A 22,442-nucleotide genomic window follows, 5' to 3' on the forward strand; every position below is an offset into this window, starting at 1 on the left:
GTCGGGGATTGGCCGGAAGCGTTGTTGGTCGCGGGCGGCATGGGGGGACTTTCGCTCGTCCTCGAAGTCGGCCGACGTCCTCGCCCGAACGCACGGGCGGGACTGGTCGGGGTGGTGGGGGCGCGAACCGCCCGCACACCCGGTATCGGCCGTCTGATCGTGCCGCATGAGGCGACTTTGCCGATTCTGTCGACGGGGCCCGATTCGCCCGCGAAAGCCTTCAGTTTTCCGTGGATGCTGCGCTCGCCGAAGCACGGAGACGCCGGGCGGCTCCGTTCGTCGCCGGTTACAGTTCCCCCGCGGCGGCGCCTTTCGCCCCGCCTCGTTTTTCACCCAAATCTCTCGTCGCGTTGCGTCTGCTTGCCGAACTCTCGCCGGACCGCGCCGCGCGGCTGACGGACGTGCTGATCACCTCCGGCAAAGCCGCAGAGCTGCGTCCGTCCCCCGGCGACGACGGCGACGCCGCGGTCTGGGTGGTGGAAGAGGACGACTTGGAGCCGGCGAAGGAGACGCTCGCGGCGTTCCTCGCGGAGCCGGACGCGCCGAAGTTCGTCGCCGCTTCCAAGCAGGCGGAGAAGCTGCGGGCCGCGGCGGCGAAGGAGCGGAAGGCCGCCGCCAAGCGGGTGCGCCGGGGCCGCGATTCGTTCCGGGATGCGACCAGCGGGCTTCCGCTTTGGCAGCGGGCGCCGGTCAGCGCCGTGCTGTTCGCCGTCTGCGTGGTGGTCGCGCTGTTCGGCTGGGGCGGGGCGGACGAGCCGTGGAGCCTGTGGGAGCGGCAGGAACCGGTGGTGAAGTGGCTGTGGATCGCGCCGATCTACGAGCACGCCGGCGATCTGCGTTGGAATCCGTTTGCGGGACTCGGGGCGACGTTCGAGGCCGGGCAGCTCTGGCGGTTATTCACGCCGATGTTCTTGCACGGCAGCCCGCTGCACCTCGCCTTCAACATGAGCTGGCTGCTCGGGTTGGGCGTCCTGCTGGAATCACGGTTCGGATCGTGGCGCTATCTCGCCAGCGTCCTGGCGGTCGCGGGGCTGTCGAACGTCGCCGAGTTCTACCTCTCCATCGGGTTCGGCGAACCGGTCCTGGGGCTGTTCGACTGGGAACCGAGTCCCTATTTCGGCGGCTTCAGCGGCGTCGCGGTGGCGTTCTTCGGCTTTGAACTCGGGCGATACCGCGGCGGACGGCCGATCGCTCCGTTTTCCCCCGGATGGGCCGCCGTGATGCTCGGGTTCCTGGTCCTCTGCGTGGCGGGGCACTTCGGCGGCATCGCGAACACCGCCCACCTCGTCGGGCTGGGGCTGGGGTTCGCCGGCGGCTTCATCTCCGCGAAGCGGGAAGATCGTCCCCGGCGTCGGTCGGCGCTGTAGCGGACGACGGCGTGACCGGCTGCTTGAGCGGTTTCAGATCCTTCGACCGCAGCACATGCGAAGGGCGGCGGCGGTCGAACGTGTAGCTCGCCCGTTCCTTCCGCGGCTTGCCGTCGGCTCCCTCCGCGTTCGGGGCAGCGTCGCCCGGGGCGGGGCGAGTCACGGAGAGAATCAGCGTGTTGTGCTGCTCCGGTTCGATCGCCAGCCGCACCCGATTTGCGACCGTGACGTCCTCCCAGCCGTTCGGCAGCGGCGCCTCGAAGTAGACCCACGCCACGCTGATGCCCACCTCTTTCCCCACGTAGTTCAGTCGAACCGGGGCGGCGGGTTTGTCGTCGGTCGGGTCGGCGTCCGGGGGGGTGACGACGAACGCGGACCGCACCCACGCGGCGACCGCGTCTCCGGACGTCTCCGCGTCCAGATCGACGGAGCGGCCGGCGTGCCGTTCGACGACCTGTTCCAACTGGGCCGGCGTGATGCGAAGCGCCACTTCGAGCGCACGGCTGTCCGCGTTCCATTCCGCCTCGGCGAGCGTGACGTGCTGGGGGTGAACGGCTGCGAGAACCGGCACGCCGCAGAGGAGAGAACCACAGACGGCGAAGAGCGGGGCGATCGACATGCCGCCAGTGTAACCCCGTCGCGAACCCGTTTGGCGCCGTGGCGGAGCTCAGTCGATGGGGAAGAACCGGCCGCCGTCATGCGGGACGCTGAGCCGCAGGGCGTCGGCCAGTTCGTTCGCCCCCAATCGACCGACGCCTTCGGAGAACGCGAGCGCCGCGGCGGAGAAGTCCGCGTCCCCGGCCAGCAGGAAGTCGCCGCCGTCTTCCCCCGCGAGATTCTCCGCCCCGGCGGACGCGGCTTCGAACAGGCGCACGGCCAACTGAAAGGTGTCCCAATCGCCCAGCGCCGCGTAGGCCGGGGCGGTCAGGCCGTCGATCCGGTTCAGTTCCCGGTCCAGGGCGGCGCCGTAGCGGGCCACGGCCGTTGCGAGCGTCGGCCGGGTCCATTCCTCGCTGAGCAGCGTGCAAAGTCGCAGCACGGCGGCGGCGGTATGGGCGAGGTCCGGGTCGTGCAGCGGGTCGATCGCGGCGGCGGCGGCGGGCAGCAAGGCGTAGTCGGAGCCCGCCACGCGGCCGGAGCGGCGTTGGAACGGACCGAGGGACACCGGCGCCGACCCGGGGGCCGCATGCGTCGAGCGGCCATGCCGCTCCGCCACGCCGCCGCCCCGGCCGCTCAAACGGAACGGGTCGCCGTCCCGGCGGTCGTCATCGCCTTGGCCGTCCTGCACAGGCGCGGAGCGGGCGACGCTGGCGGTGCCGTCGGCGAACCGCAGTTCTCGATACCAGCCGTCCGTGAAGACGTGATGCACCGTCGCCCCGTCAGCGGCCCCGTCGGCTCCGTCTTCGACGATCGGGTACTCCAATGGCTCCAGGCCGGAGGCGTGGGCGTACGTCAGTTGGGTGCGGGTGGCGAGGGAGGCGGTCTCGTCCGGCAGCCCCAGCAGGGCGGCGAGGCCGGGGTCGTCCGCCGATCGGCTCGTTCCCAGGGGGGGGCCGGCGTCGATCAGAAAGCGGGCTTCGATCCGCACCGGCGCCGCGGGGTTCGCCTCCGTGTCGCCGGGAACGGTTCGCTCGTCGCGGGCGCCGGTCAGCACGTACCCCCCGCCGGCGTTGCGTTCGGCAGAGCGGAGGACCGTGCGATCGAAAAAGACGGCGTCCGCGGCGACGGCCCGAGCGGCCGTAAACGCATCCAGATCCCCGCGGTGCCAATGGGCGCCCAGGGGGCCGGCGAACTCCACCATCAGCGGCTCCGCGGCCTCCCCCGTCGCGGAAACGGGCACCCACGCCGTCCCCCGACTGCGGCCCGATCGCACGCCGGGACCGGCTCGCTCGTGCTCCACCGGGTCGAGGAGCGGGGGCAGCCAGGCGAGGCGGAAGCGTTCCGCGAGCGTCTGGAGCAGGGCGGCGGCCGGCGGGGTCAGCGTCTCCCCGAGCGCAAACCGCGGCAGGCGGCCCGAATCGATCAGGGCCACGCTCAGACCGCCGGCCCGCAGGCAGCAGGCCGTCAGGCTCCCCCCGAACCCGGCGCCCAGCACGGCGACGTCGCATTGCACATGATGCGGCGGGGTGCGGTCCGGGGGAAACGGCGGGGCGAACATCGACGCACGACGGGGGCGATCAGGCGAGAGAACGATCTTATATCATGCCGTCCGCGGTTCGTGCCGCCATCCCCCCCCGCCTCCGATCGACGCGGGCGTTACAGGAAGGGACGAACGCCGGCCGTCGAGGCGCGTATCCGTTAAGAATCGCCTCGCATCCGCCCCGCCGCCGCTCCCGACCCGCCCCGACGCCGATGTTCCGCATTCTCTCTCTGGACGGCGGGGGCCTGCGCGGCTCGTTCGGCGCCGGGTTTCTCGCCGCGCTGGAGCGCCGCGTGGTCCCCGCGACCGGCAAGTCGCTGGCGAGTCACTTTGACCTGTTGGCCGGCACCAGCACGGGGGGCATCCTCGCCTGCGGACTGGCTGCCGGACTGACGGCGGAACGGCTCGTGCAGTTCTACCGGGAGCAGGGGCCGGAGATCTTTCACCCCCGCGAGCCGTTCCGCCCCCGGACCAGCGTGCGGCCGCTCTATCCGTTCGCGAACTGGATCTTCCGGCGGAAGACCGGGATGCCGATGGATGAGATGTTCCGCGCCCGCTACTGCCCGTTCCATCTCACGGATGCGTTCGTCACCGCGTTCGGCGACCGCACGCTGGGCGATCTGAACCAGGCTCGGCTGATCGTTCCGGCGGTGAACCTCTCGAAAGGGGCGATCCACATTTTTCGCACCGCGCACCTGCCGGCGGGGCGGGGGTGTCAGTCGGACATCAAGATCGTGGACCTATTGGTCGCCGCGACCGCCGCCCCGACGTACTTCCCGCACAAGATGATCGGCGACGAAGCCTTCTGCGACGGCGGCGTCTGGGCGAACAACCCGACGGTGCTGGCCGTCGCGGAGGCCGTCGCCCTCAGCAGCGGGGCCGAGAGCCTGGACGATCCCCGGGCCGACCGAGCCTCCGACTTGGAGAAGGCGGTGGACGTCTCCGGCATCGAAGTGCTCTCCCTCGGCACCGGGCGGGCGACGTATTCCCTTAGTCCCCCCGGCGCCGACGCCGGCAGTCTCTTCTGGGCCCGCCACATCGCGGACGTGATGGGCCACAGCATGCAGCAGGGCACGGAACTGCCGGCGGAGTTCTTCCTCGGCGATCGGCTGACCGGGGTGAACTTTGACATCCCCGACGCCTCCTGGACGCTCGACGCCGCAGACAAGGTGGAGGAACTGTTCGCGATGGGCGAAGCCGCCGCGGAGGAGCGGGGAGACGAGGTGATCGAACGGTTCTTCCGTTCGGAGCGGACTCCCGACGAACCCGGCGCCGTGACGGCGTCCATTGACGGCGCCGCCGACTCGCCGTGAAGTCGAAGTCGTTCGCCCCTCGCCGGATCGCTGAAATGACGCCCGCCCGCCTGTTCTCCCTCGGCGTCGTCGCGGCGACGCTGACCGTCTCCGCCGGCTTCTCGCAGGAGACGCCCGAGGCCGCGAGCGAATCGCCCGCGTCGGCGCCGCGCACGTTTCTGATCGGCAACAGCCTCACCTGGGATACGCTGCCGTCCCGACTGGAAGGGGCGAGCGACGGCCGCGTGCAGTGGCACGTCTACTGCGGCAAGAACCTGCCGTTCATCCATGACAACCCCGCCGGGCACTGCGTGGAGAGTTCGACGCCCTGGCCGAAAGCGCTCGCCGACGGGGAGTACGACTTCGTCTCGATCCAGCCGCACCTGGGCAGCAAGCTGGAAGAAGACGTCGCGATCATCACGGAGTGGGCGGCGCAGCAGCCGGACGCCGTCCTGGTCATCCACACCGCGTGGCGGCACCTCGATCAGTTCGCGGCGGCGTATGAGGCGAACGAGAGCGACGGTCCGATGGAACCCAGCCCCGCGTACTTCGAGGCGCTGCTCGCCGGGCTACGCAAGGAGTTGCCGGGACGGGAGATCCGCACGACGAACTGCTATCGGTTGCTGTACGCCCTGCACGAGGACATCGAAGCCGGCGTCGGTCCGTTCACGGCGCTGGCGGACGTGGGTCGCGATGCGATTCACATGAACGCCGGCCCCGGCCGCTACCTGATGCACAACGCCATGCGGCAGGCGCTCGGACAGCCGCCGACCGGGCAGGGGTTCGACCTGACGCCCGAGGTGCGCACCTATCTCGACGAGAAACTGGCCGCCCACGGTTGGCACCCGCCGAAGGAGTCGGGGGAGAAGGGGGCGGCAAAGCGGGAGCCGAAATGATTCCCCGATCGATCGCCCCTTCGCCGCGAACCTCTGCGGGGCGGACCGCATGATCGGGACTATTGCCGCTCGGCGATCTCTGCGATAACGGTCCTCCGTGGAGGAAGCCGGCCGAAAGAACCGTTTGAAGAATTCGCTTCGCTACGGCGCGCTCGGTCTGACAGGCGCCCTACTGCTTTGGGCAGCGATCGCGGCCGTTCAGCAGCGGGTCGAGGGGATGAAAGCCCCGCGGGTGTTTCTGATCGGCAATAGCCTCACGCAGGGCGCCTATCCGAAGCGGCTGGACGGCGCGGACTACGGACGCGTGCAATGGCATATCTATTGCGCGAAGAACCTCCGGTTCATCAAAGAGAATCCCGCGGGGCACTGCGACGAGAGTTCCACGCCGTGGCCGAAGGCGCTGGCCTCCGGATCGTACGATTTCCTGAGCGTGCAGCCGTTTCTCGGAACGACGCTGGAGGAAGACGCGGCGATCATCGAGGGGTGGGCCGCGCTGCAACCGCGGGCGACGCTCGTCGTTCACACGGCTTGGACGTACTTGGCGGAGTTCCCCGCGATTTACGAAGCCAATCGGTCGGACGGCTCGATGTCGCCCTGTCCGGCCTATTTCGACGCGCTGGTCGATCTGTTGCGTGAGCGGCTTCCCGGTCGGGAGATCCGCACCACGAACGCACATGACATCCTCTACGCGATCTATCAGGACGCCGTCGCCGGTCGGGGGCCGTTCCAATCGCTCGAGGATTTCGGCGCCGACGGCATCCATTTGAGAATGGAACCCGGCCGTTACCTCATCCACAATGCGATGCGACGCGCGTTAGATCAGGCCCCGGCCGAGGATGTCGTCGAACTGGATTCCGCGATGAAGGCCTATCTGAACGAGAAACTGGCCGCCCACGGTTGGTCGCCGCCGGCGGAGTAGCGGACCGGGAGCCGCGAGAAGGTCGCTGTGCGAATCGGCGGGATCGCGCGAGTCGGCGTCCGGTCCCGCCCCGGTCGCGGGTTGCGGGAGAATCGAGCCGCGTACGGCTCGCGGAAAGCCTACGGTTCGGTTCGCCCATGTCCGCTGATCGCCCCGCGCCCGCCGACGTCGAACCCGAAGCGCCGCGGGAATTCCGTCCGACAGGCGAATACCGGTATCCGGCGATGCCCGCCGACGACGTGGTGCGGAGCGGGTGGACTCGGCTGAAGCAAGTCTTCGTGACGCAGGAGGACTCCGCTCCGATGATCGCGGAGGACCGGTTGCAGCGGGCGACCGACGGCGGCTTCGCCCCCGCCGCCGCCCGCCCGGCGTGCGACCCGCTGCGGCGGGAGTTGGATGCGACCCTCGCCGAGTGGGCGGCCTCCGAACCGGATCCGTTCGTCCCGCGTCTGCAACTGATCGTGCTCCCGCCGGGGGACGGCGACGGAGACGGCGGCGGGCTGCTCGCCGCGTGGGCGGATCGCCACGGCCTCGAACGCCTCGCCTCGCCCCCGCGGGACGGGAAGGGGAGCTTCGCCGCCCCCACGCACCGCCCGCCGGATTTGCGGGGCCAGCGTGAAGAGGGCGGGCGGCGCGACGACCCGTTGGTGATCCCGCGGTTGGAACGCTGGTTCCTTCGCCGCCACGACGGCCTCGGACCGATCCGAGCGTTGTTGGAAGCGATCGATCGGACCGACCGCCGCATCGTAATCGGCTGCAACAGTTGGGCGTGGGCGTTCCTGAAGAACGCCGTGGACGCCCATCTCGTCCTGCCGACCGGCCGAACCTTTCAAGCGTTCGACGCAGATCGACTGTCGTCCTGGTTCCGAGAACTGGTCAGCGCCCCCAGCGCCGGCGGCAGGGGGCAGGATCCGGTCTCCTTCCGACTCTCCGATTCCGGGGGCACGGTGTTGGGGGCCGACGGTCGGGGCGATCAACCGAACGGGAGCGCCAGGGACTATTATCGCACGCTCGCCGCCCGCAGTCTGGGGGTGCCGTGGGTGGCCTGGGATCTGTGGCGCCGCAGTTTGCGATCCGAAACGCAGGCGGCGAAGCAGGCCGAGAAAGAGGCCGCGGAGATCGACCCGGACGCTGATCCGGCCGACTCCGCCGTCGCGTCGCCCGACGAGCCGGAACGCCGCACGCTATGGGTTGCGGCGCTGGAGGAGTTCACCCTGCCGGCCCGGCGCGAGCCGGACGCGCTGCTGATCCTGCATTCGTTGCTGATCCACGGCCCGCTGACCGAAGCGGAATTGCGGGGCACCGCGCCGATGCTGCGTCGCGGCGGGACGGGATTGTTGTCCGCGCTGGCCGGGGCGGGGTTCGTCTCGCATTTGGGGAAGCGAATCGCCTGCGCCCCGGCGGCGTACCCCGCAGTCCGCACCGGCCTGTCCGCCTCCGGCTTCCCGACGGACGTGCTGTGATGGACGAACTCCCCCCCGACGCTCCCCGCCCGGTGCCCGACGCCCCGGTGCCCAACGCCCCGGCGCCCGAGGCTCCGGCGCCCGAGGCTCCGGCGCCCGAGGCTCCGGCGCCGACGCCGGACGCGCCGACCTCTGAGGGCGACGGCGCGTCGGAAGAGATCGCCGAGACGGTGGTCGAGGGAGCGGATGCGACCGGGGATGCGCTGAACGATTTGGCGGACGCGTTCGCCAAGGCGTTCCAGAAAATCGGCGAGGGCGCCGGAGATTCGCCGGACAGCGCCGCCGAAGAAGCCGGCGAGGAGGCGGTCCGCCTCATCAACGATTTGCAGGACATCAGCTTTTGGCGGATTGGGCTGATCGTCGCGGGCACCTGGCTGGCGATCTGGCTGCTGCGAAAGGCACTGCCCTACCTCGCGGACCGCGGCCCCAGCCAACTCCGCCTGACGCTGCTGGGCGCGGTGCCGATCGCCCGTTTGGCCCTGCTCACTTTGGCGATCCTGTGGGTCGGACAGCTGGTCTTCAATATCACCCTCCAGAACTTTCTGGTGGTCGCCGGGGCGGTCGGCGTCGCGCTCGGTTTTGCGTTTAAAGACTATGCCAGCAGTCTGATCGCCGGAATCGTCGCGGTCTTCGAGCGGCCCTATCGCCCCGGCGACTGGATTCGGATGGGGGACGATTACGGCGAGGTGATCAGCGTGGGACTGCGAACGGTGGTTATCCGCACGCCCGCGGACGACGTGGTCGCGGCGCCGCATTCCAAAATCTGGACGGAGAACGTCGCCAACTCCAACGACGGCGCCCGCACGCTGCTGTGCGTGGCGGACTTTTATCTCGCCCCCGATCACGACGCCGACCGCGTGCGGGAAGCCCTGTCCGACGTCGCCCTGACCAGCGCCTACCTCAGCTTCGGCAAACCGGTCGCGGTGATGCTCTCGGAGACGCCGTGGGGGACTCATTATAAAGTGAAGGCCTACCCGTTCGATATGCGGGATCAATTCGCGTTCGTCAGCGACCTGACCGTCCGCGGCAAACGGGCCGTGGCCGACGCGGGCGGGACCGAGATCGCCGCCCCGGCGCCGGGACCGACGGTGTAGGGGCCGCGTCCCGACGCGGCTACGCCGGTCGATCGGTCCAATAGCGGATTCCCTCGATCACCCCCGCCGCCGCGACGCCCTCGGCTTGATAAAGATGGGGGTGCTCGAAGTTTTTCAGTTCCGGCAGGGCGTTGCCGACGACGACGCCGCGGAAGGCGTCCCGGAACATCGCCGCGTCGTTGCCGCTGTCTCCCGAGACGATCGTGCGCTCCGGCGGGACGCCGAACCACTTTGATAGAAACGCCGCCGCGTTTCCCTTGTCCGCCGCAACCGGCAACACGTCGAGATCCCGGGAGGAACTATAAACGACCCGGGCGGCGACGCCGGCGTCCTCCAACCGGCGGGCGATCCCCGCCAGATCGGCCTCGGTCGCCCGGCGGAAGTAGTAGCTCGCTTTATAATCCGACTGGAATTCCTCCGGCTGAACGATCAACCGGGGAACCGTGGCGAGAGCGTAGCGGACCGCCTCCGCGTCCCAGTTCTCGAACGTCGCCGGCCAATCGGCCAGCGGTTCGGGAAACTCGCCCAGGTGGTCCCGAATAAAGATTTCCGTGCCGACGCCGCCGATGACGGCGTCGGGCGTGGGGAGATCAGTGGCGGCGACGCTCTCCAGCACGCTCGCGGCGAACCGCCCGCTGCTGAGGACGAGGCCCAGTTCGGCCCGCTCGCGGCGTTCCTCGTAGAACGCCGCGAAGTTGTGCAGAGCCGCGGCGTCCGGGGAGGCCGCGTCGGCGTACTTCGGTCCCAGCAGGGTGCCGTCCACGTCGGAAATCAGCAGCCATTCGAAGCGGGGCGAAGCGGCGGGCGATGCGATCGAATCGCCGCTCACGCCAAGGCCTCCAGCACGGGTTCGGCGGGCATCGGAGGGCCGTCGGAGGCGTCTTCGGCGATCAGCGGGGGGGCCGCGCCGGCGTGGCTCCCAAGGCCGACCGACGGGGCCGTCTCCGGTCGCGGGGGACGCTCGACGTGGTTCAACAGATGGAGCACCTGTTGGGCGACGCCGGTCCAGGTGAACTTCGCCCGAGCCTTCTGCGATCCGTATTTCGCCAACTGATCGCTGACCCGTTGATGGGTCAAAATCTGCGCGATCGCGTGGCCGTAGGCGTCGGGGTCGAATGGGTTGGCGTACAACGCCTCCAGGCCCCAGACCAACAGCGGCCACAGCCCGCCTTCGGTGGTGACGACCGTGGGCGTCCCGACGGCCATCGCCTCGACCGCCGTCATACCGAACGGTTCGTACCGGCTACAGAGGGTGAACACGTCCGCGATGCGGTAATAGTCTGCGAGTTGATCGTCCGGGACGTAGCCGCGGAATTCGACGCGGTCTTCGATCCCGAGATCCGCGGCGATCTCCTCCAATTCGGCCTGCAGTTCGCGTTCCTGCTCGTTCAGTTCGTCCGAACCGACGGCCAGAATGAGCTTCGCATCCTTGACCCGATCGAACACCGCCGGCATCGCCTTGAGCAGCAGGTCGTAACCTTTATTGCGAGCCAGACGGCCGAGGGCCATCACGGTGGGGCCGGCGGCGTCGTACTCCTCCTTCAGGGCGTTCCGGGAGGCCCGGGAGACGGGATAGAAGCGGGTGTCGTCGTAGCCGGGGGGAACGACGGCGACCTTGCCCGGCGGGGTGTCGTAGGCGTCGCCGGTAATAAGTTCGTATTGCTGGCCGGTGGTCGCGATGACGGCATCGCACTCGTCGAAGACCGTCTTCTCCTCGCGGATGCGATGGGCGAAGTTATATTTCGCCTCCAGCTCCTGCGGATCGCCGTCCATCTGGTCCCGCTTCCACGTCCCGATGCTGTGCGGCGTGAACAGGTGCGGCACGCCCAACCGATTGGACAGCGCCTGCCCGGCGAGGCCGGCGTCCCAATAGTGCGAATTGATGAACTGATACGACAGCTTTTTCTTCGCGAAATGCTCCGCGGCGTTCTCCACCCATTCGGGGATATGTTCGCAGAGCGTTTCCTTCGGGATAAAGTCTTTCCCGCCGCAGCCGAACCGCAGCACGCGGACGCGGTCATCGACCTTCTCCATCGCGGGTTGTCCCTCGAATCGCCGGGTGGCGATATCGACCTGATAACCCAGCCGGGCGAGGTTCCGAGAGAGTTCGAGAACGTAGACCACCTGCCCGCCGGTATCCGGCTTGCCGAATTCGGGCTCCGCGGCGACGTAGCCGTGGGTGGAGATCATTAAAATGCGCTTAGCGGCGCGAGCGGCCATCGGACAGGGCTGCTGTTGAGGAAGGGACCGAGGCACTCTATCGGCGCCCAAAGCCGGGCACCTAGGGGACGATCCCCATATCGCGGCGGCGATCCGTTTTCTCAGGCGCGTGGTCCGTAAAGTCCCATGACGGGGGCGAACCGCGGAGGGCGAACCGCGGGGGGCGACAGCCGACGGGGCGCTCATGCGATTTCGGCACGGTCCGTTTGCGAGTCGTCCTCTTTCGCAGCGGCGGTCGATTCGTCGGCACAGCAGCGGGAGTACCAGCCCATCAACGGGGTGACCGTGAAGCCGTGCAACATCACGCTGGCGGCGATCGTCACGATGGCGCAGTCGGCCAGCAGCGTGGACGAGTCCGGCAGCGCCTCGGCGATGCCTAGGCCGAAGGCGTGCGAAAGGTAATACACCGTGCCGATGCCCCGGATCCCGAACCACGCCGTCAACGCCCGCTGCGGGTGGGACAGGTCGCAGAACCAAGTGGTCGCATAGACCGCCGCCGGCCGAGCCACGCACAGCACGGACGCCGCAAACAGCCAGGCCCACGGGTTGCCGACCCGGGCGGGGGAGAGCAGCAATCCGATGACGACGGCCAGAAACAGCTGCACCACCCGCTCCAGCGTGTCGGCCACGCGGGTCTGCTCTTCGGCGAGGCGTTTCGCCCCCTCGGCGTCATCTTCGTAGGTGTCGTCGTCGACGTCCTCTGTCGAGGACACCGGTGCGTTCATTTCCAACCCCCGCAGCGACACGGCGGCGGCGAACACCGCCAGGAACGCATAGGAATCGATCAGCAGCGCTAGCCCGTACGTCAGCCCGATCAGCCCGAGCGTCAACAGTTCCTCCGCCCCCGGCCCCGGTTCGAGGCGGCGCCGGATGAACAAAATGACCCGGCCGAAGACGCGTCCGGCCAGCGCCCCGAAGACCAAGCCGCCGCCGATCTTCCACAGGCAATCCACGACGATCCAGCGCCACCACCCCTCGCCCAGCGGGTGCAGATCCTGGTCGATGGCCCGGCCGATCAATCCGACGGCCAGCAGGACGAGCGGGAAGGCGGTGCCGTCGTTCAAGCCGGCCTCCCCGGTGAGCGCCCGGCGGAGTCGGTCGTCGTCGTCCGGATCTTCGACCTGCACCTCGTCCGCCAACACAGGGTCGGTGGGGGCCAGCACCGCGGCGAGCAGCAGCGCCGCGGGCAGGGCGAGGCCGAGGATCAGGAACCCCGCCCCCGTGACCAGCAACACGGTGGCGGTCATCGTCAGCGAGGCCAAGACGGTCGGCGTGATCCACCGCCCGTCACGCAGCGGCATCCGCATTTTCATGCCCGCCGCGTAGAGCGAGACGATCACCGCGATCTCGCTGAGCGTCTCCAACAGCGCCACGTCCCGCGTCCACTTCAGCGAGATCAGCCCCAGCCCCAAGGGGCCGATCGCCAACCCGGCCAATAGGTGAAGTTGCGGCGCGGAGATCCACGGCCGCTTCAACAGCGGCGCCAGCGTTCCCATCGACGCCGTCAGTAGACCGACGACGACGTACCAGAGGACATGATCGTTGAGCATCGGCGGCCAGGCGGAGCGGGAACTGTAGACCGACGCCGGCCACGGGCGACTGCCGACCGCCGCAGACGGCCACGCCTGAGGGGTCAAGGGGGCGCCGCGACGGCCGGATCGTCACTCCGGGGTTGTCGCTTCAGGGCGATCACTTCAGGGCTGTTGCTTCGGGGCTCTCACTTCAGGGCTGTTGCTCCGGGTCCACGTCCAAGGCGTGGCACGCTTTGATAAATCCGGCGGCGCTCCACGCCTGATAGGCCTTGCCCATCGGGCGGCCGGTCTGGCCGTGGTGCCATTCGTTGAACTCCCACTCCCGGCCCACGCCCAGTTTGCAGCACTCCGCCAGCTTCACCAGCTCCCGCTTGGCCAGATCCGTCATGCCGAGCTTGTGAATATAGCGGCACCACAATCCTCCCACGAACGGCCAGATGCCGCCGTTGTGGTAGTGATGGGGGAGGTTCAGCAGGTTGACGGTGAAATAGTCTTTCCATTCCCGGTCGCCGCTCTGCACGACGGGGTAGAGGTTCTCGACCGGCCACGGGTCGGAGACGCCGGTGCCCCAGAGGAAACGAAACGTCATCCTCGCCCGGTCTTTGTCGACCAGACCGACGATGTAGGCCAGCAGGTTCGCGTAGACGTCGCAGCGCCAACTGAACGCGAACGGGCTGACCTCCGCGACGAGATAGCGGGCGTCGCCGAGGGCGAACTGGGCGTCGGCGAAGCTGGGCAGCGGGACGTTGTGCAGCGGGTTGGGATCCTCCGGGGGCTCCGGGGCGGCAGTGCTGGGCCAGAAGTTCTTGAGGATCAGCCCGCCCACCCTCTTTCCCCATGCGCGATACTTCGCGGCGCCGTCGGCGTCGCCGAATCGTTCGAGAATCTCGCCGTAGCACCCCAGGCAGCGGAACCACAGCACTTCGTCGTACAGCACGTGGTAGTTGCGGGCGAACAGGTCGGTCCAGTCGCCGGCCTCGGGAATCTCCAGCAGGCCGTCGCCGTTGCTGTCCTGGGCGGCGAGCCAACTCATCATCACGGTGAGTTTGTCGCGATACCGCTCGGCGAGGGACCAGTCCTCGCGGGCGGCGCAGTACTCCTGCAGGGCGATGACGACCCACAGGCCGGCGTCGATCGAGGCGATCCCGCCGACGCCCGTGAACTCCGGTCGGCCGTCGTCGATCGTGACGTTACAGGGGACGTGGCCGTTCTCGGCGGTGTGATCCAGCAGCGTTTCGAGCGTCCTGCGCTGGCAGGCGTCGATGTCTTCGTCTTCGAGGTCCAGCGTCCAGCAGATCGTCTTCGCCCCGTCCCGGGCCCAGACGCTGCGGTAGTTCACGTCGGTCCCGTAGACGGTGTTGTCCTTCAGGGAGCAGGCGGAGAACCCGGCCGGGGTGACGTTCCGCCGCAGCGCATCGAGGGCGGCCTCGTAGCCGTTTTCGAGCAGGGATCGCTCCTCCGTCGAAAGTTTGGCGTCCTCGTCGGACTGGAAAAGGGGACGACGGGGCGCGGGGGCGTGATCCGACACGGAGCGAATGGTCGATGAGGAACGGGCGGAGACGCGATCGTAACGGGTACGCTCCGCATGTCCCGCCCGCCGAGCCGCTACGAGCGCCCCCTCCCATGAGCACGAAGTACTCCATCCTCGCCACGATCGGGCTGATCGTCCTGGCGATCGGCGGGGGACTGGCGTTCCTCGCGACGCTCTCGAACCGTCAGGCGGCACGGGCCGCGGAACCGCTGGGGACGGGGATGGCCGTTCTGGTCGGGATCGGCGCCGCGGCCATCTGGCTGCCATGGGCGCTGCGGAAGCGGAAGGAGAAGCTCGCCGCGGAATCGAAGACCAACCGCGGCGCAGCAAAACGGCCCGCACGCCAGGGACGTGCGGGCCGCTGACCCATCAGCGAGGGCAACCGGAACCTACCGGCTCGGTTCGCTCGACCCTTGCTCCGTGGTCGCCGGGGCGCCGGCGCGGAGGTAGGCGATCAGGTCGAGGATCTCGCTTTTCTCCAACGTGCTGACCAACTCGTTGGGCATCTCCGAGGTCTCCGAGGGCGCCCGTTCAATGATCGAATCGAGGGGCACGTCCACCGTCGCCCCGCCGAACGGGTCGGTGCGAACGGTGATGTGGGTCTCCTCCTCCGCGGTCACCCGGCCGTTATACACCTGGCCCTCGTCCGTCAGGACGAGTTCGGATTTGTACTGATCGGAGACGACCTTGCTCGGTTCCAGAATCGCTTCGAGCAGGTAGCGGGCGTCGAATCGACCGCCGACGCCGGTCAGGTCCGGGCCGGTCGAGCCGCCCTCGCCGTCGAAGCGATGGCACTGGGCGCACTTCACCGCGAGATACGCCTGGCGGCCGGATTCGAGGTCGCGGTCGTCCATCTGCGTGTTGGGATCGCCGAAGTCCGCGGTCTGCCAGTTCGCCACGAACTGGCGGGTCGTCGCGGCGATCGCGTCTTCCGGCGGGGCCGGGGCGGTGATCACGTCGGCGAGCTTCGTTTTCGCCCCCTCGGGCAGCTTGTCGACCGCGTCCTTACGGATCTGAGCGACGAACTTCTTGAAGCTGTTTCCCCCGCGGTACGTCGTCTCAGCCAAATTCAACCAACCGAAGAACGTCTCGTACTGGGAGCCGCTCCACAGGACCGGGCGACCGGTGAGGTTCCGCAGCATGAACGGATAAAACATCTGGTCCGCCTGCGTGGAGGCGACCCGCAACCGGTCCATCGCCAGCGTGACCACGCCGCGGGCGCTGGGCGGAATCGGTTCGCTAGTAGCGAGGTACGTCAGCAGCCGGACGGCCTCCCGGTTCACCGCTTCTTCCGGGCTGGGCGTGATCGCCACGAGTTTCGCGGCGAGGGTTTCGGCGTGGGCGTCCGAGGGGTGCCCGCCGAGGCGGATGAACGCCAACTGGTACGCCCGCAGCGCATCGAGGATCTGCTCCGTGGTGAGCCGTTTGAAGTTCAGGGCGTCGAGCTTGTCGAGCATCAGGCTGCGATCCGCCTGGTCGCCGACGCGGGCCACGGCGACGGCGGCCTGAATGACGGCGTTGGGACGCGATTCATGGGCGAACTCGTCCTTCCAGTCCGCGACGGGATGCCGTTCGAGGGCCACGCGAGCGGCGTAGCGAATCGCCCGATCCCGCGAGCCGAGGTGCGGCCACAGGGCGTCCAGCGCGACCGGCTCGCCGGTCATGCCGCGTTCGAGCATGTGCCGGGTCCGGCGGGCGACCTCCGCGGTCGCGTCCGGCGCCGGGAGGGAGGGCGCCGCGTCGCCGGTATAGCGAATGCGATACAGCCCGGATTGCGTCCGGCGACCGCCGGTCGTCATGTACAGGGCGCCGTCGTGGGAGTTGGCGCTGAGGTCCGTCACCGGCAGCGGGCGACCGGAGAGGAACGTGCGGAAGGTGGCGTCGTAGCTGGCGCCGCGGGGCGTCATCGTGACTTCAAACACCCGCCCGTGGGTCCAGTCCGCGAGGAACAGGGCGTCTTGGTTGGGGAAGTGCGTCCCGGCGGCGAACTCCACGCCGGTCGGCGATCCGAGGCCCAGGTCGACCACGCTGCCGACGCTGTCGGCGTAGTACTCCGGCCATTTGCCGGTTCCGAACCGCCAGCCGAACTCCCCGCCGCGGACGGCGTGGTTCAAGCGGGTCGGGCGATACCAGGGGGTGCCGGTATCCCACTCCATGTCGGCGTCGAAGGTGAAGATCTCGCCGTCGGCGTTCACGGCGAAGTCATACGGGTTGCGGAAGCCGGCCGCGTGGATGTGCCAATCGGTTCCGTCGGGCGTGCAGCTGCCGATCCATCCGCCGGGCGCCATCCGGCCGGTGGCGTGGCCGTTGCCGTCCGGGTTGCGGGGCAGCAGCAGATCTTCGGCGAAGTTGCCGACGGCCGACTCCTCTTTGTTGTAGCCCTCCGGCAACTTCGTCTCGTTGCCCGCGATGACCCACAGGCGACCGTCGGCGCCCTCGCGCATCGCGTGCGGGCCGTGCTCGCCGCGACCGTTGAGGGATTGGAGCTTCTCGACGACGTCGTATTGATCGTCGCCGTCCGTGTCCCGCACCCGATACAAACCGCTGTTTCCGCCGTCGTTCACCATCACGTACAGCGAATCGAACGCGCACAGCAGGCCGTGAGCCATGCCGGTCTCGACGTCGATCGGTTCAATCTGAATCTCTGCGGCGTCGTCGCCGACAGGCGGCGGGGTGACGCGATACAGCTTGCCGTACTGGTCGGAGACGATCAGCCGCCCCTGCGGATCGACTGTCATGCTGACCCAGGAACCCTGTTCCTCTTTCGGAACGGAGTAAAGCAATTCGATGGCGTAGCCGTCGGCGAGTTCCACCTCGTCGGCCGGCGTGGCGCCGGGGGCGGCGGGCGCTTTGCCGTCCAACACCTTGCCCCACGGCTGAACGCCGACGGCGCCCTTGTCGACGACGCTCTCCCATTGTTCGGCGCCGACGAAACCGGGCGTCGCCCAGCCGGTGCCCTTCGTGCCTTCCGGGGCGACCTTCCACGAGCCGTCGGAGACGATTCGCTTCTTCGAACCGTCCGGGTATTCGAGGTCCAGCATGACCAGCACGCCGGCGGGGCCGTCCGCGTTCTTGGCCTGCACGGACAGCACCTTGCTGCGGCCGCCGCCCAGCGCGGTGACGTCCGCCCGGCTGGGGGAGTCCCAGGCGTTGTTGGAGAGCACCTTCGTGCCGTCCAGCCAAACGACGGCCTCGTTGTCCGCGGCGACAGTCAGCGTCGCGGACTTCGGCCGCGGGCCGCCTTCAAATGCTTTGCGAAGACGGACGGTCTGATTCGCCGTCGCCTCTCCGGGCGCCCAAATCCAATGAGGCTCGGCATCCGCCCCGCCGGGCGGGGCTGCGGACACAATCGGGGCAAGGGCGACAAAAACCGCAGAGGCGAGCATGGGCGGACGGTGGAGAGGAATCGTGGACGAAAACGGTTACGGACGATCTGTGTCGCCCGGACGCAGCCAGTGTACCGGGCCTCGGATCGGATCAAAGCGGCCCGATGGTCGCAGAGTCCGATGGCCGAGGAGCCCGGTGGCCGAGGAGCCCGGTGGCCGAGGAGTCCGGTGGCTGTAGAGAACGGCGGCGCCGCTACTCGCCGGACGGGGCGGTGACGTGCGGAACCGGGTTCCGCGCGGCCTGGAGCGCGGCCTGCAGTTCCTCGACCTTCTCCGGCATCGTCGGGGCGAGGTCGTTCCGCTGCCCGATATCGTCGGCGAGGTTGTAGAGGTGCACGGCGCCCGACTCCGGCGGGGTGTCGTGCTTTTTGAGCCACTCCGGATCGACCCGGCTGTGGTGGCCGGTCTTCGCGTCGATCAGCAGCCAGTCGCCGTGGCGGAAGGCGTACGCGTTGGCGTTCGTGTTATGGACGATCGAGTCTCGACCGGACGTCGCCGCCCCCTTGAGGACCGGCATCAAAGAGAACGAATCCTGATAGGCGGCGTCACCCGTCGCCGCGGCGTCGTCGGGCAGCTCGGACCCGGTGACCTCGGCGAGCGTCGCGAACAGATCGACCTGCGAGGTCAGCGCCGCGGTCTTCGCGCCCGGCTTCGTGACGCCCGGGTAACGCACGATGAAGGGGACGTGATGGCCGCCCTCGTGAATGTCCCGCTTCAATCCGCGGAACGGCTCGGCGGACCAATGATCGAACTGTTGATCGCGGGCGTAGGCATAGCGTTCCGGGCCGTTGTCGGCGGTAAAGACTACGATCGTATTCTCCGCCTCGCCGGACTCCTCCAGCGCCGCCAGCAAGCGGCCGACGGAGGCGTCGGTCTCATGCACGAAGTCGCCGTAGGGGCCGGCGCCGCTGGTTCCGTCGAAGGCGTCGTTCGGGATGATCGGGGCGTGCGGGCAGGGGAAGGCGAAGTAGAGGAAGAACGGCTCGTCGTCGTCCGCCCGATTCTTAAGATAGTCGACGCCCTTCTCGGTCAGCGTCGGCAGGTTCTCGTAGGGGTTCCAACCGCTGACCATCGGGCCGGGCCGGCACTCCCAGTTGCCCTCTTTGATCTTCGGCCACGTGCTTTCGTCCTTCATGACGTCCGGCGCCTTGACGACGCGATCGTCCTCGATCCAGCAGTACGGCGGGAAGTTGATGACGGTGTCGCCGAAGTAGTGATCGAACCCGACCGCCAGCGGTCCGCCGGGGATCGCTTTGCTCCAGTCGAACGCCGCCGGCGGCAGCCCTTTGCCGCGTCCCTCGCCCACCGGTTTGACGGAGGGATCGCGGATCGCGTCCCAGTCCCAACCGAGGTGCCACTTGCCGATGCAGGCCGTGTCGTAGCCGTTCGACCCCAGCAGCGTCGCCAGCGTGAGTTGTCCCTCCTGGAACGCGGAATCGCCGAACGCGTTGACGATGCCGTGGAAGTCCCGCCAATGGTGCCGGCCGGTCAGCAGGGCGTACCGGGACGGCGTGCAGATGCCGGAGGAAGAATGGGCGTCCGTAAACAGCATCCCCTCCGCGGCGAGCCGATCGAGGTTCGGGGTGGGGATCTTCGATTTCGGGTTCGTGGCTCCCAAATCGCCGTAGCCCAGGTCGTCCGCGTACAGGATGAGCACGTTCGGCGGATTCGCGGCGGCTTGACCCGCTTGCTCCGGGGCGTCCGGGGCGGCCCCGGAGGCGAACGGCGCGAGCAGAGCGAGAATCGCGGGGGCGAGCATGGGCAAGGGAGCGGTTGGGAAGGCGGGGTTCAAAGCGGCCGTGCGGCCGTGGGCGACTACCAGTCGCGATAGTCGTCGACGTAGTCCGTCGATTCGTCGAGACCGACGGCGCCGCCCAAAGCGTACAGGGCGTCGCAGAGCGCCTCACGCTCGAGCGTATCGATGTCCTCCACGCCGGCATGCTGATCGCCGGCGTTCTCGTCGAGCACGTTCAACTCCTCGATGCGGGTCGCAAACTGCTGGAGGATGACGTCCTCGTCGCTGTCGGAGGGCAGGGCGATCAGGTCATCCCTCAGGCCCTGAACGATCCGCACCAGATGCGGACGCAGCGTCGGATAGGAGTGGGCGAAGGGAGCCTCCACATCGACGGCGTTCAGTTCCGCGGCGTTCATGACCGGCCGGTTCGGGGAGGGGCGGCTGCGACTCGGTGGGGTCGGCCGATATTGATGCGTGCCAAAGCATAGATGGACCCTGGGGCGAAGCGAAGCGACCTGGGCGCCGCGAGGTCGACTCGCTGGATCTTGATCAATCAACGTGTCGGCTCCTCTCAGATCCCGTACGATGGAACGCCCCGTCGTGGTCCCGCCCCCCGCCCCGCCAAATTCGTATGCGTCTGCCCGTCACCGCAGCTTCGCTTGCCTTCGCTTGCTTGGCCGTCGCGTGTTTGAGCGTCGCGGGTTTCGCCGCGGGGCCGGATCAACCGGACTCCGCCGCGGAGCAGGCCGCCGCTCCGGACGCCCCCCCCGCCGACGTGCCGGGGGAGGGGAAAGTCGACTTCAATCGAGACGTGCGGCCGATCCTGTCGAATAAGTGCAACCTCTGTCACGGCAACGACGAAGCCGGCCGCTCGACGCCGCTGCGATTCGACAGCGCGGAGGGAGCCTTCATCGAATTGGACGGCGGCGGTCACGCGATCGTTCCCGGCGACCCCGAGGCCAGCGTGTTGATGGAACGGATCACGGAGGACGCGGACTCGTTCCTCCGCATGCCCCCCGAGGAAGCCGGCGACCCGCTGACCGCGGAGCAGATCGACACCCTGCGTCGCTGGATCGAACAGGGCGCTGAATGGACCGGCCACTGGGCGTTCGAGCCGGTCGTCAAACCGACGGTCCCGTCGGCGGAGGGGGACGCCCGCAACGAGATCGACGCCTTCCTGAATGCGAAACTCGCCGGTTCCGGCCTGACGGTGAACGGGCCGGCGTCGAAGACGGAGTTCGTCCGCCGGGCGACGTTCACCCTGACCGGCCTGCCGCCCACCCCCGCGGAGATCGAGGCGTATCTCGCCGACGACGCCCCCGGCGCCGACGAACGGCTGGTCGATCGACTGCTCGCTTCGCCCCGCTATGGGGAGCATCGCGCCCGGTACTGGCTCGACGCCGCCCGCTACGGCGACACGCACGGCCTGCATCTGGACAACGAACGCAGCATCTGGCCCTACCGTGACTGGGTCGTGCGATCGTTCAACAGGAACCAGCCGTTCGACGAGTTCACGGTGGAACAACTCGCCGGCGATCTGCTGCCGAACCCGACGCTCGATCAGCAGATCGCGACGGGATTTAATCGCTGTAACGTCACGACCAGCGAGGGCGGGAGCATCGACGAGGAATATCGCGTGCGCTACGCCGTCGATCGGACGGAGACTGTCGGCACGGTGTTTATGGGACTGACGGTAGGTTGCGCCGCCTGCCACGATCACAAGTTCGACCCGATCTCCCAGAAGGAGTTCTATAGCCTGTACGCCTATTATCGCAGCGCCCGCGACGCTCCGATGGACGGGAACGCGCTGCTTCCGCCGCCCAGCGTGCGGGCGGAGACCCCTTGGCAAGCGGCCGAACGCGGGCGCCTGCAGGCCGCCATCGCCGCGGAGGAACATGCGTTTCGCTCCCATGTCGAAGCGTTGTCGTATGAACCGCTGAGCGAAACCGCCGCCGCGGAGACGACCGGCGAGCCAGTGCGGACCGATTATCTGTGGGTGGACGACGCTCTCCCCGCCGGCGCCAAGCCGGAGGGCGACGAGAGCGACGGCGGCGTGAACGGTTGGACCTGGTACAGCAAGGCCGACGGCCCGGTGAAAAGCGGGGCGGTCGGCTGGGAACGCAACACCCGCTATCAAGGGCAGAGCTTCTTCACCGGCGCCAGCTCCCCCGTCGTCGCCCGGGAGGGGGACAGCGTGTTCGTGAACGTCTTCATTGAATACGGCGGCAACCCGCAGTCGATCATGATTCAGGTGCACACCAAGCAGGACGGCTGGGAGCACCGGGCGATCTGGGGAAATAAGAACGGGATTAATTTCGGCAAGGCGGACACCCCCTCCCGCTTGCCCAAGGGCAAGCTGCCGGAACGCACGACCTGGACGCGGCTTGAAGTTCCGCTCGCCGAGATCGGCGTCGACCCCGGCGAGGAGATCGACGGCCTGGCCTTCACCCAGAAGGGCGGCCACGTTCGCTGGGACGCCGCCGGCTTCCAAACGACCGCGGCGTCCGAACTCCGCTTCGCCGCGGCCCGCACCGCATGGGAGAAAGCGGTTGCCGACTCTCAAACCGCCGATCGCCTGCCGACGGAGATCGCCGCGATCTTCAATACCTCCGCCGCCGACCGCGGCGACGACGAGGCGACGCTGTCCGCCTACTTCCGCACCGCCGTCTACCCGGCGATCGAAGAACGGTTCGTCTCGCATGAGACGGAATTAAGCGGCCTCCGCGCCGCGATCAGTCGGTTGGACGCCACGATCCCCAACACGCTCGTGATGCGGGACGAGGACAAACCTCGCCCCGCGTTCGTGCTGAACCGCGGCGAGTACGACGACCCCGGCGAACCCGTTTCGCCCTCCACCCCCGCCGTCC

Annotated in this window: 17 protein-coding genes; 8 read left to right on the forward strand and 9 right to left on the reverse strand. The window is 68.4% G+C overall.

Translation table 11 applies throughout. The annotated features are described in order from the left end of the window. Positions 1 to 350: 350 nt before the first annotated feature. Positions 351 to 1,367: a rhomboid family intramembrane serine protease gene (locus LzC2_RS12880; protein ID WP_171187579.1), complete on the forward strand. Its 1,017-nt coding sequence runs from the start codon at positions 351 to 353 to the stop codon at positions 1,365 to 1,367. Here LzC2_RS12880 and LzC2_RS12885 read toward each other — a convergent pair. Both LzC2_RS12885 and LzC2_RS12890 read right to left on the reverse strand, forming a co-directional pair. Beyond that, positions 1,318 to 1,986, reverse strand: coding sequence for a DUF6702 family protein (locus tag LzC2_RS12885; protein WP_171187582.1), 669 nt, complete (start codon positions 1,984 to 1,986; stop codon positions 1,318 to 1,320). The two genes, LzC2_RS12880 and LzC2_RS12885, sit on opposite strands and share 50 nt — an antisense overlap. A 48-nt stretch (positions 1,987 to 2,034) precedes the next feature. Beyond that, complete coding sequence (locus LzC2_RS12890) at positions 2,035 to 3,525, reverse strand: NAD(P)/FAD-dependent oxidoreductase (RefSeq protein ID WP_171187585.1); 1,491 nt, start codon at positions 3,523 to 3,525, stop codon at positions 2,035 to 2,037. 194 nt (positions 3,526 to 3,719) lie between these two features. Between LzC2_RS12890 and LzC2_RS12895 the strand changes: the two genes are divergently transcribed. The 5 genes from LzC2_RS12895 (at position 3,720) to LzC2_RS12915 (ending at position 9,171) form a co-directional block, all read left to right on the forward strand. Continuing rightward, a complete protein-coding gene (locus LzC2_RS12895) occupies positions 3,720 to 4,820 on the forward strand; it encodes a patatin-like phospholipase family protein (protein ID WP_171187587.1) in 1,101 nt (366 codons plus the stop codon). A gap of 35 nt (positions 4,821 to 4,855) precedes the next feature. Beyond that, complete coding sequence (locus LzC2_RS12900) at positions 4,856 to 5,695, forward strand: hypothetical protein (RefSeq protein ID WP_171187589.1); 840 nt, start codon at positions 4,856 to 4,858, stop codon at positions 5,693 to 5,695. 124 nt (positions 5,696 to 5,819) lie between these two features. Then, positions 5,820 to 6,614 (forward strand): hypothetical protein, encoded by a 795-nt coding sequence (locus LzC2_RS12905; RefSeq protein WP_171187591.1) that lies wholly within the window; start codon positions 5,820 to 5,822, stop codon positions 6,612 to 6,614. Positions 6,615 to 6,751: 137 nt separating this feature from the next. After that, positions 6,752 to 8,077, forward strand: coding sequence for a hypothetical protein (locus LzC2_RS12910; protein WP_171187593.1), 1,326 nt, complete (start codon positions 6,752 to 6,754; stop codon positions 8,075 to 8,077). Next, positions 8,077 to 9,171, forward strand: coding sequence for a mechanosensitive ion channel family protein (locus LzC2_RS12915; protein ID WP_206678699.1), 1,095 nt, complete (start codon positions 8,077 to 8,079; stop codon positions 9,169 to 9,171). Before LzC2_RS12910 ends, LzC2_RS12915 begins: the two co-directional genes overlap by 1 nt. Positions 9,172 to 9,190: 19 nt before the next feature. Here LzC2_RS12915 and LzC2_RS12920 read toward each other — a convergent pair whose 3' ends face one another. From LzC2_RS12920 to LzC2_RS22845, 4 genes are all read right to left on the reverse strand, one after another. Continuing rightward, positions 9,191 to 10,000, reverse strand: a complete 810-nt coding sequence (locus LzC2_RS12920) for an HAD-IIB family hydrolase (RefSeq protein WP_171187594.1) — start codon at positions 9,998 to 10,000, stop codon at positions 9,191 to 9,193. After that, entirely contained in the window at positions 9,997 to 11,391 is a 1,395-nt protein-coding gene (locus tag LzC2_RS12925; RefSeq protein WP_171187596.1) for a glycosyltransferase, read from the reverse strand. Before LzC2_RS12925 ends, LzC2_RS12920 begins: the two co-directional genes overlap by 4 nt. A 182-nt stretch (positions 11,392 to 11,573) precedes the next feature. Next, positions 11,574 to 12,941 carry a cation:proton antiporter domain-containing protein gene (locus LzC2_RS12930; RefSeq protein WP_171187598.1) on the reverse strand — a complete coding sequence of 456 codons (1,368 nt, stop codon included), beginning with the start codon at positions 12,939 to 12,941 and terminating at the stop codon, positions 11,574 to 11,576. Positions 12,942 to 13,113: 172 nt separating this feature from the next. Further along, positions 13,114 to 14,451, reverse strand: coding sequence for an amylo-alpha-1,6-glucosidase (locus LzC2_RS22845; RefSeq protein WP_171187600.1), 1,338 nt, complete (start codon positions 14,449 to 14,451; stop codon positions 13,114 to 13,116). 95 nt (positions 14,452 to 14,546) lie between these two features. On the opposite strand from LzC2_RS22845, the gene LzC2_RS12940 reads away from it, so the two are divergent. Next, positions 14,547 to 14,819: a hypothetical protein gene (locus LzC2_RS12940; protein ID WP_171187602.1), complete on the forward strand. Its 273-nt coding sequence runs from the start codon at positions 14,547 to 14,549 to the stop codon at positions 14,817 to 14,819. 24 nt (positions 14,820 to 14,843) lie between these two features. On the opposite strand, the gene LzC2_RS22850 is transcribed toward LzC2_RS12940, so the two are convergent. The 3 genes from LzC2_RS22850 to LzC2_RS12955 form a co-directional block, all read right to left on the reverse strand. Further along, positions 14,844 to 17,801, reverse strand: a complete 2,958-nt coding sequence (locus LzC2_RS22850) for a c-type cytochrome (protein ID WP_206678701.1) — start codon at positions 17,799 to 17,801, stop codon at positions 14,844 to 14,846. 232 nt (positions 17,802 to 18,033) lie between these two features. Then, entirely contained in the window at positions 18,034 to 19,599 is a 1,566-nt protein-coding gene (locus LzC2_RS12950) for a sulfatase family protein (protein WP_171187607.1), read from the reverse strand. 56 nt (positions 19,600 to 19,655) lie between these two features. Continuing rightward, positions 19,656 to 19,991, reverse strand: coding sequence for a hypothetical protein (locus LzC2_RS12955; protein WP_171187609.1), 336 nt, complete (start codon positions 19,989 to 19,991; stop codon positions 19,656 to 19,658). 215 nt (positions 19,992 to 20,206) lie between these two features. Between LzC2_RS12955 and LzC2_RS12960 the strand changes: the two genes are divergently transcribed. Beyond that, positions 20,207 to 22,442 (forward strand): DUF1549 domain-containing protein (locus tag LzC2_RS12960; protein WP_171187612.1); only part of this gene is annotated, 2,236 nt, incomplete at its 3' end.

The organism is Alienimonas chondri (assembly GCF_013036045.1).
GTDB classification, from domain to species: Bacteria; Planctomycetota; Planctomycetia; order Planctomycetales; family Planctomycetaceae; genus Alienimonas; species Alienimonas chondri.

Excerpts from the sequence above, each read along its gene's own strand:
- LzC2_RS12930 (WP_171187598.1), bottom strand. The coding sequence starts at position 12,941 with ATGCTCAACGATCATGTCCTCTGGTACGTCGTCGTCGGTCTACTGACG.
- LzC2_RS12955 (WP_171187609.1), bottom strand. The coding sequence starts at position 19,991 with ATGAACGCCGCGGAACTGAACGCCGTCGATGTGGAGGCTCCCTTCGCC.
- LzC2_RS12885 (WP_171187582.1), bottom strand. The coding sequence starts at position 1,986 with ATGTCGATCGCCCCGCTCTTCGCCGTCTGTGGTTCTCTCCTCTGCGGC.
- LzC2_RS12895 (WP_171187587.1), top strand. The coding sequence starts at position 3,720 with ATGTTCCGCATTCTCTCTCTGGACGGCGGGGGCCTGCGCGGCTCGTTC.
- LzC2_RS12925 (WP_171187596.1), bottom strand. The coding sequence starts at position 11,391 with ATGGCCGCTCGCGCCGCTAAGCGCATTTTAATGATCTCCACCCACGGC.
- LzC2_RS12940 (WP_171187602.1), top strand. The coding sequence starts at position 14,547 with ATGAGCACGAAGTACTCCATCCTCGCCACGATCGGGCTGATCGTCCTG.
- LzC2_RS12910 (WP_171187593.1), top strand. The coding sequence starts at position 6,752 with ATGTCCGCTGATCGCCCCGCGCCCGCCGACGTCGAACCCGAAGCGCCG.
- LzC2_RS12915 (WP_206678699.1), top strand. The coding sequence starts at position 8,077 with ATGGACGAACTCCCCCCCGACGCTCCCCGCCCGGTGCCCGACGCCCCG.
- LzC2_RS12890 (WP_171187585.1), bottom strand. The coding sequence starts at position 3,525 with ATGTTCGCCCCGCCGTTTCCCCCGGACCGCACCCCGCCGCATCATGTG.
- LzC2_RS12900 (WP_171187589.1), top strand. The coding sequence starts at position 4,856 with ATGACGCCCGCCCGCCTGTTCTCCCTCGGCGTCGTCGCGGCGACGCTG.
- LzC2_RS12950 (WP_171187607.1), bottom strand. The coding sequence starts at position 19,599 with ATGCTCGCCCCCGCGATTCTCGCTCTGCTCGCGCCGTTCGCCTCCGGG.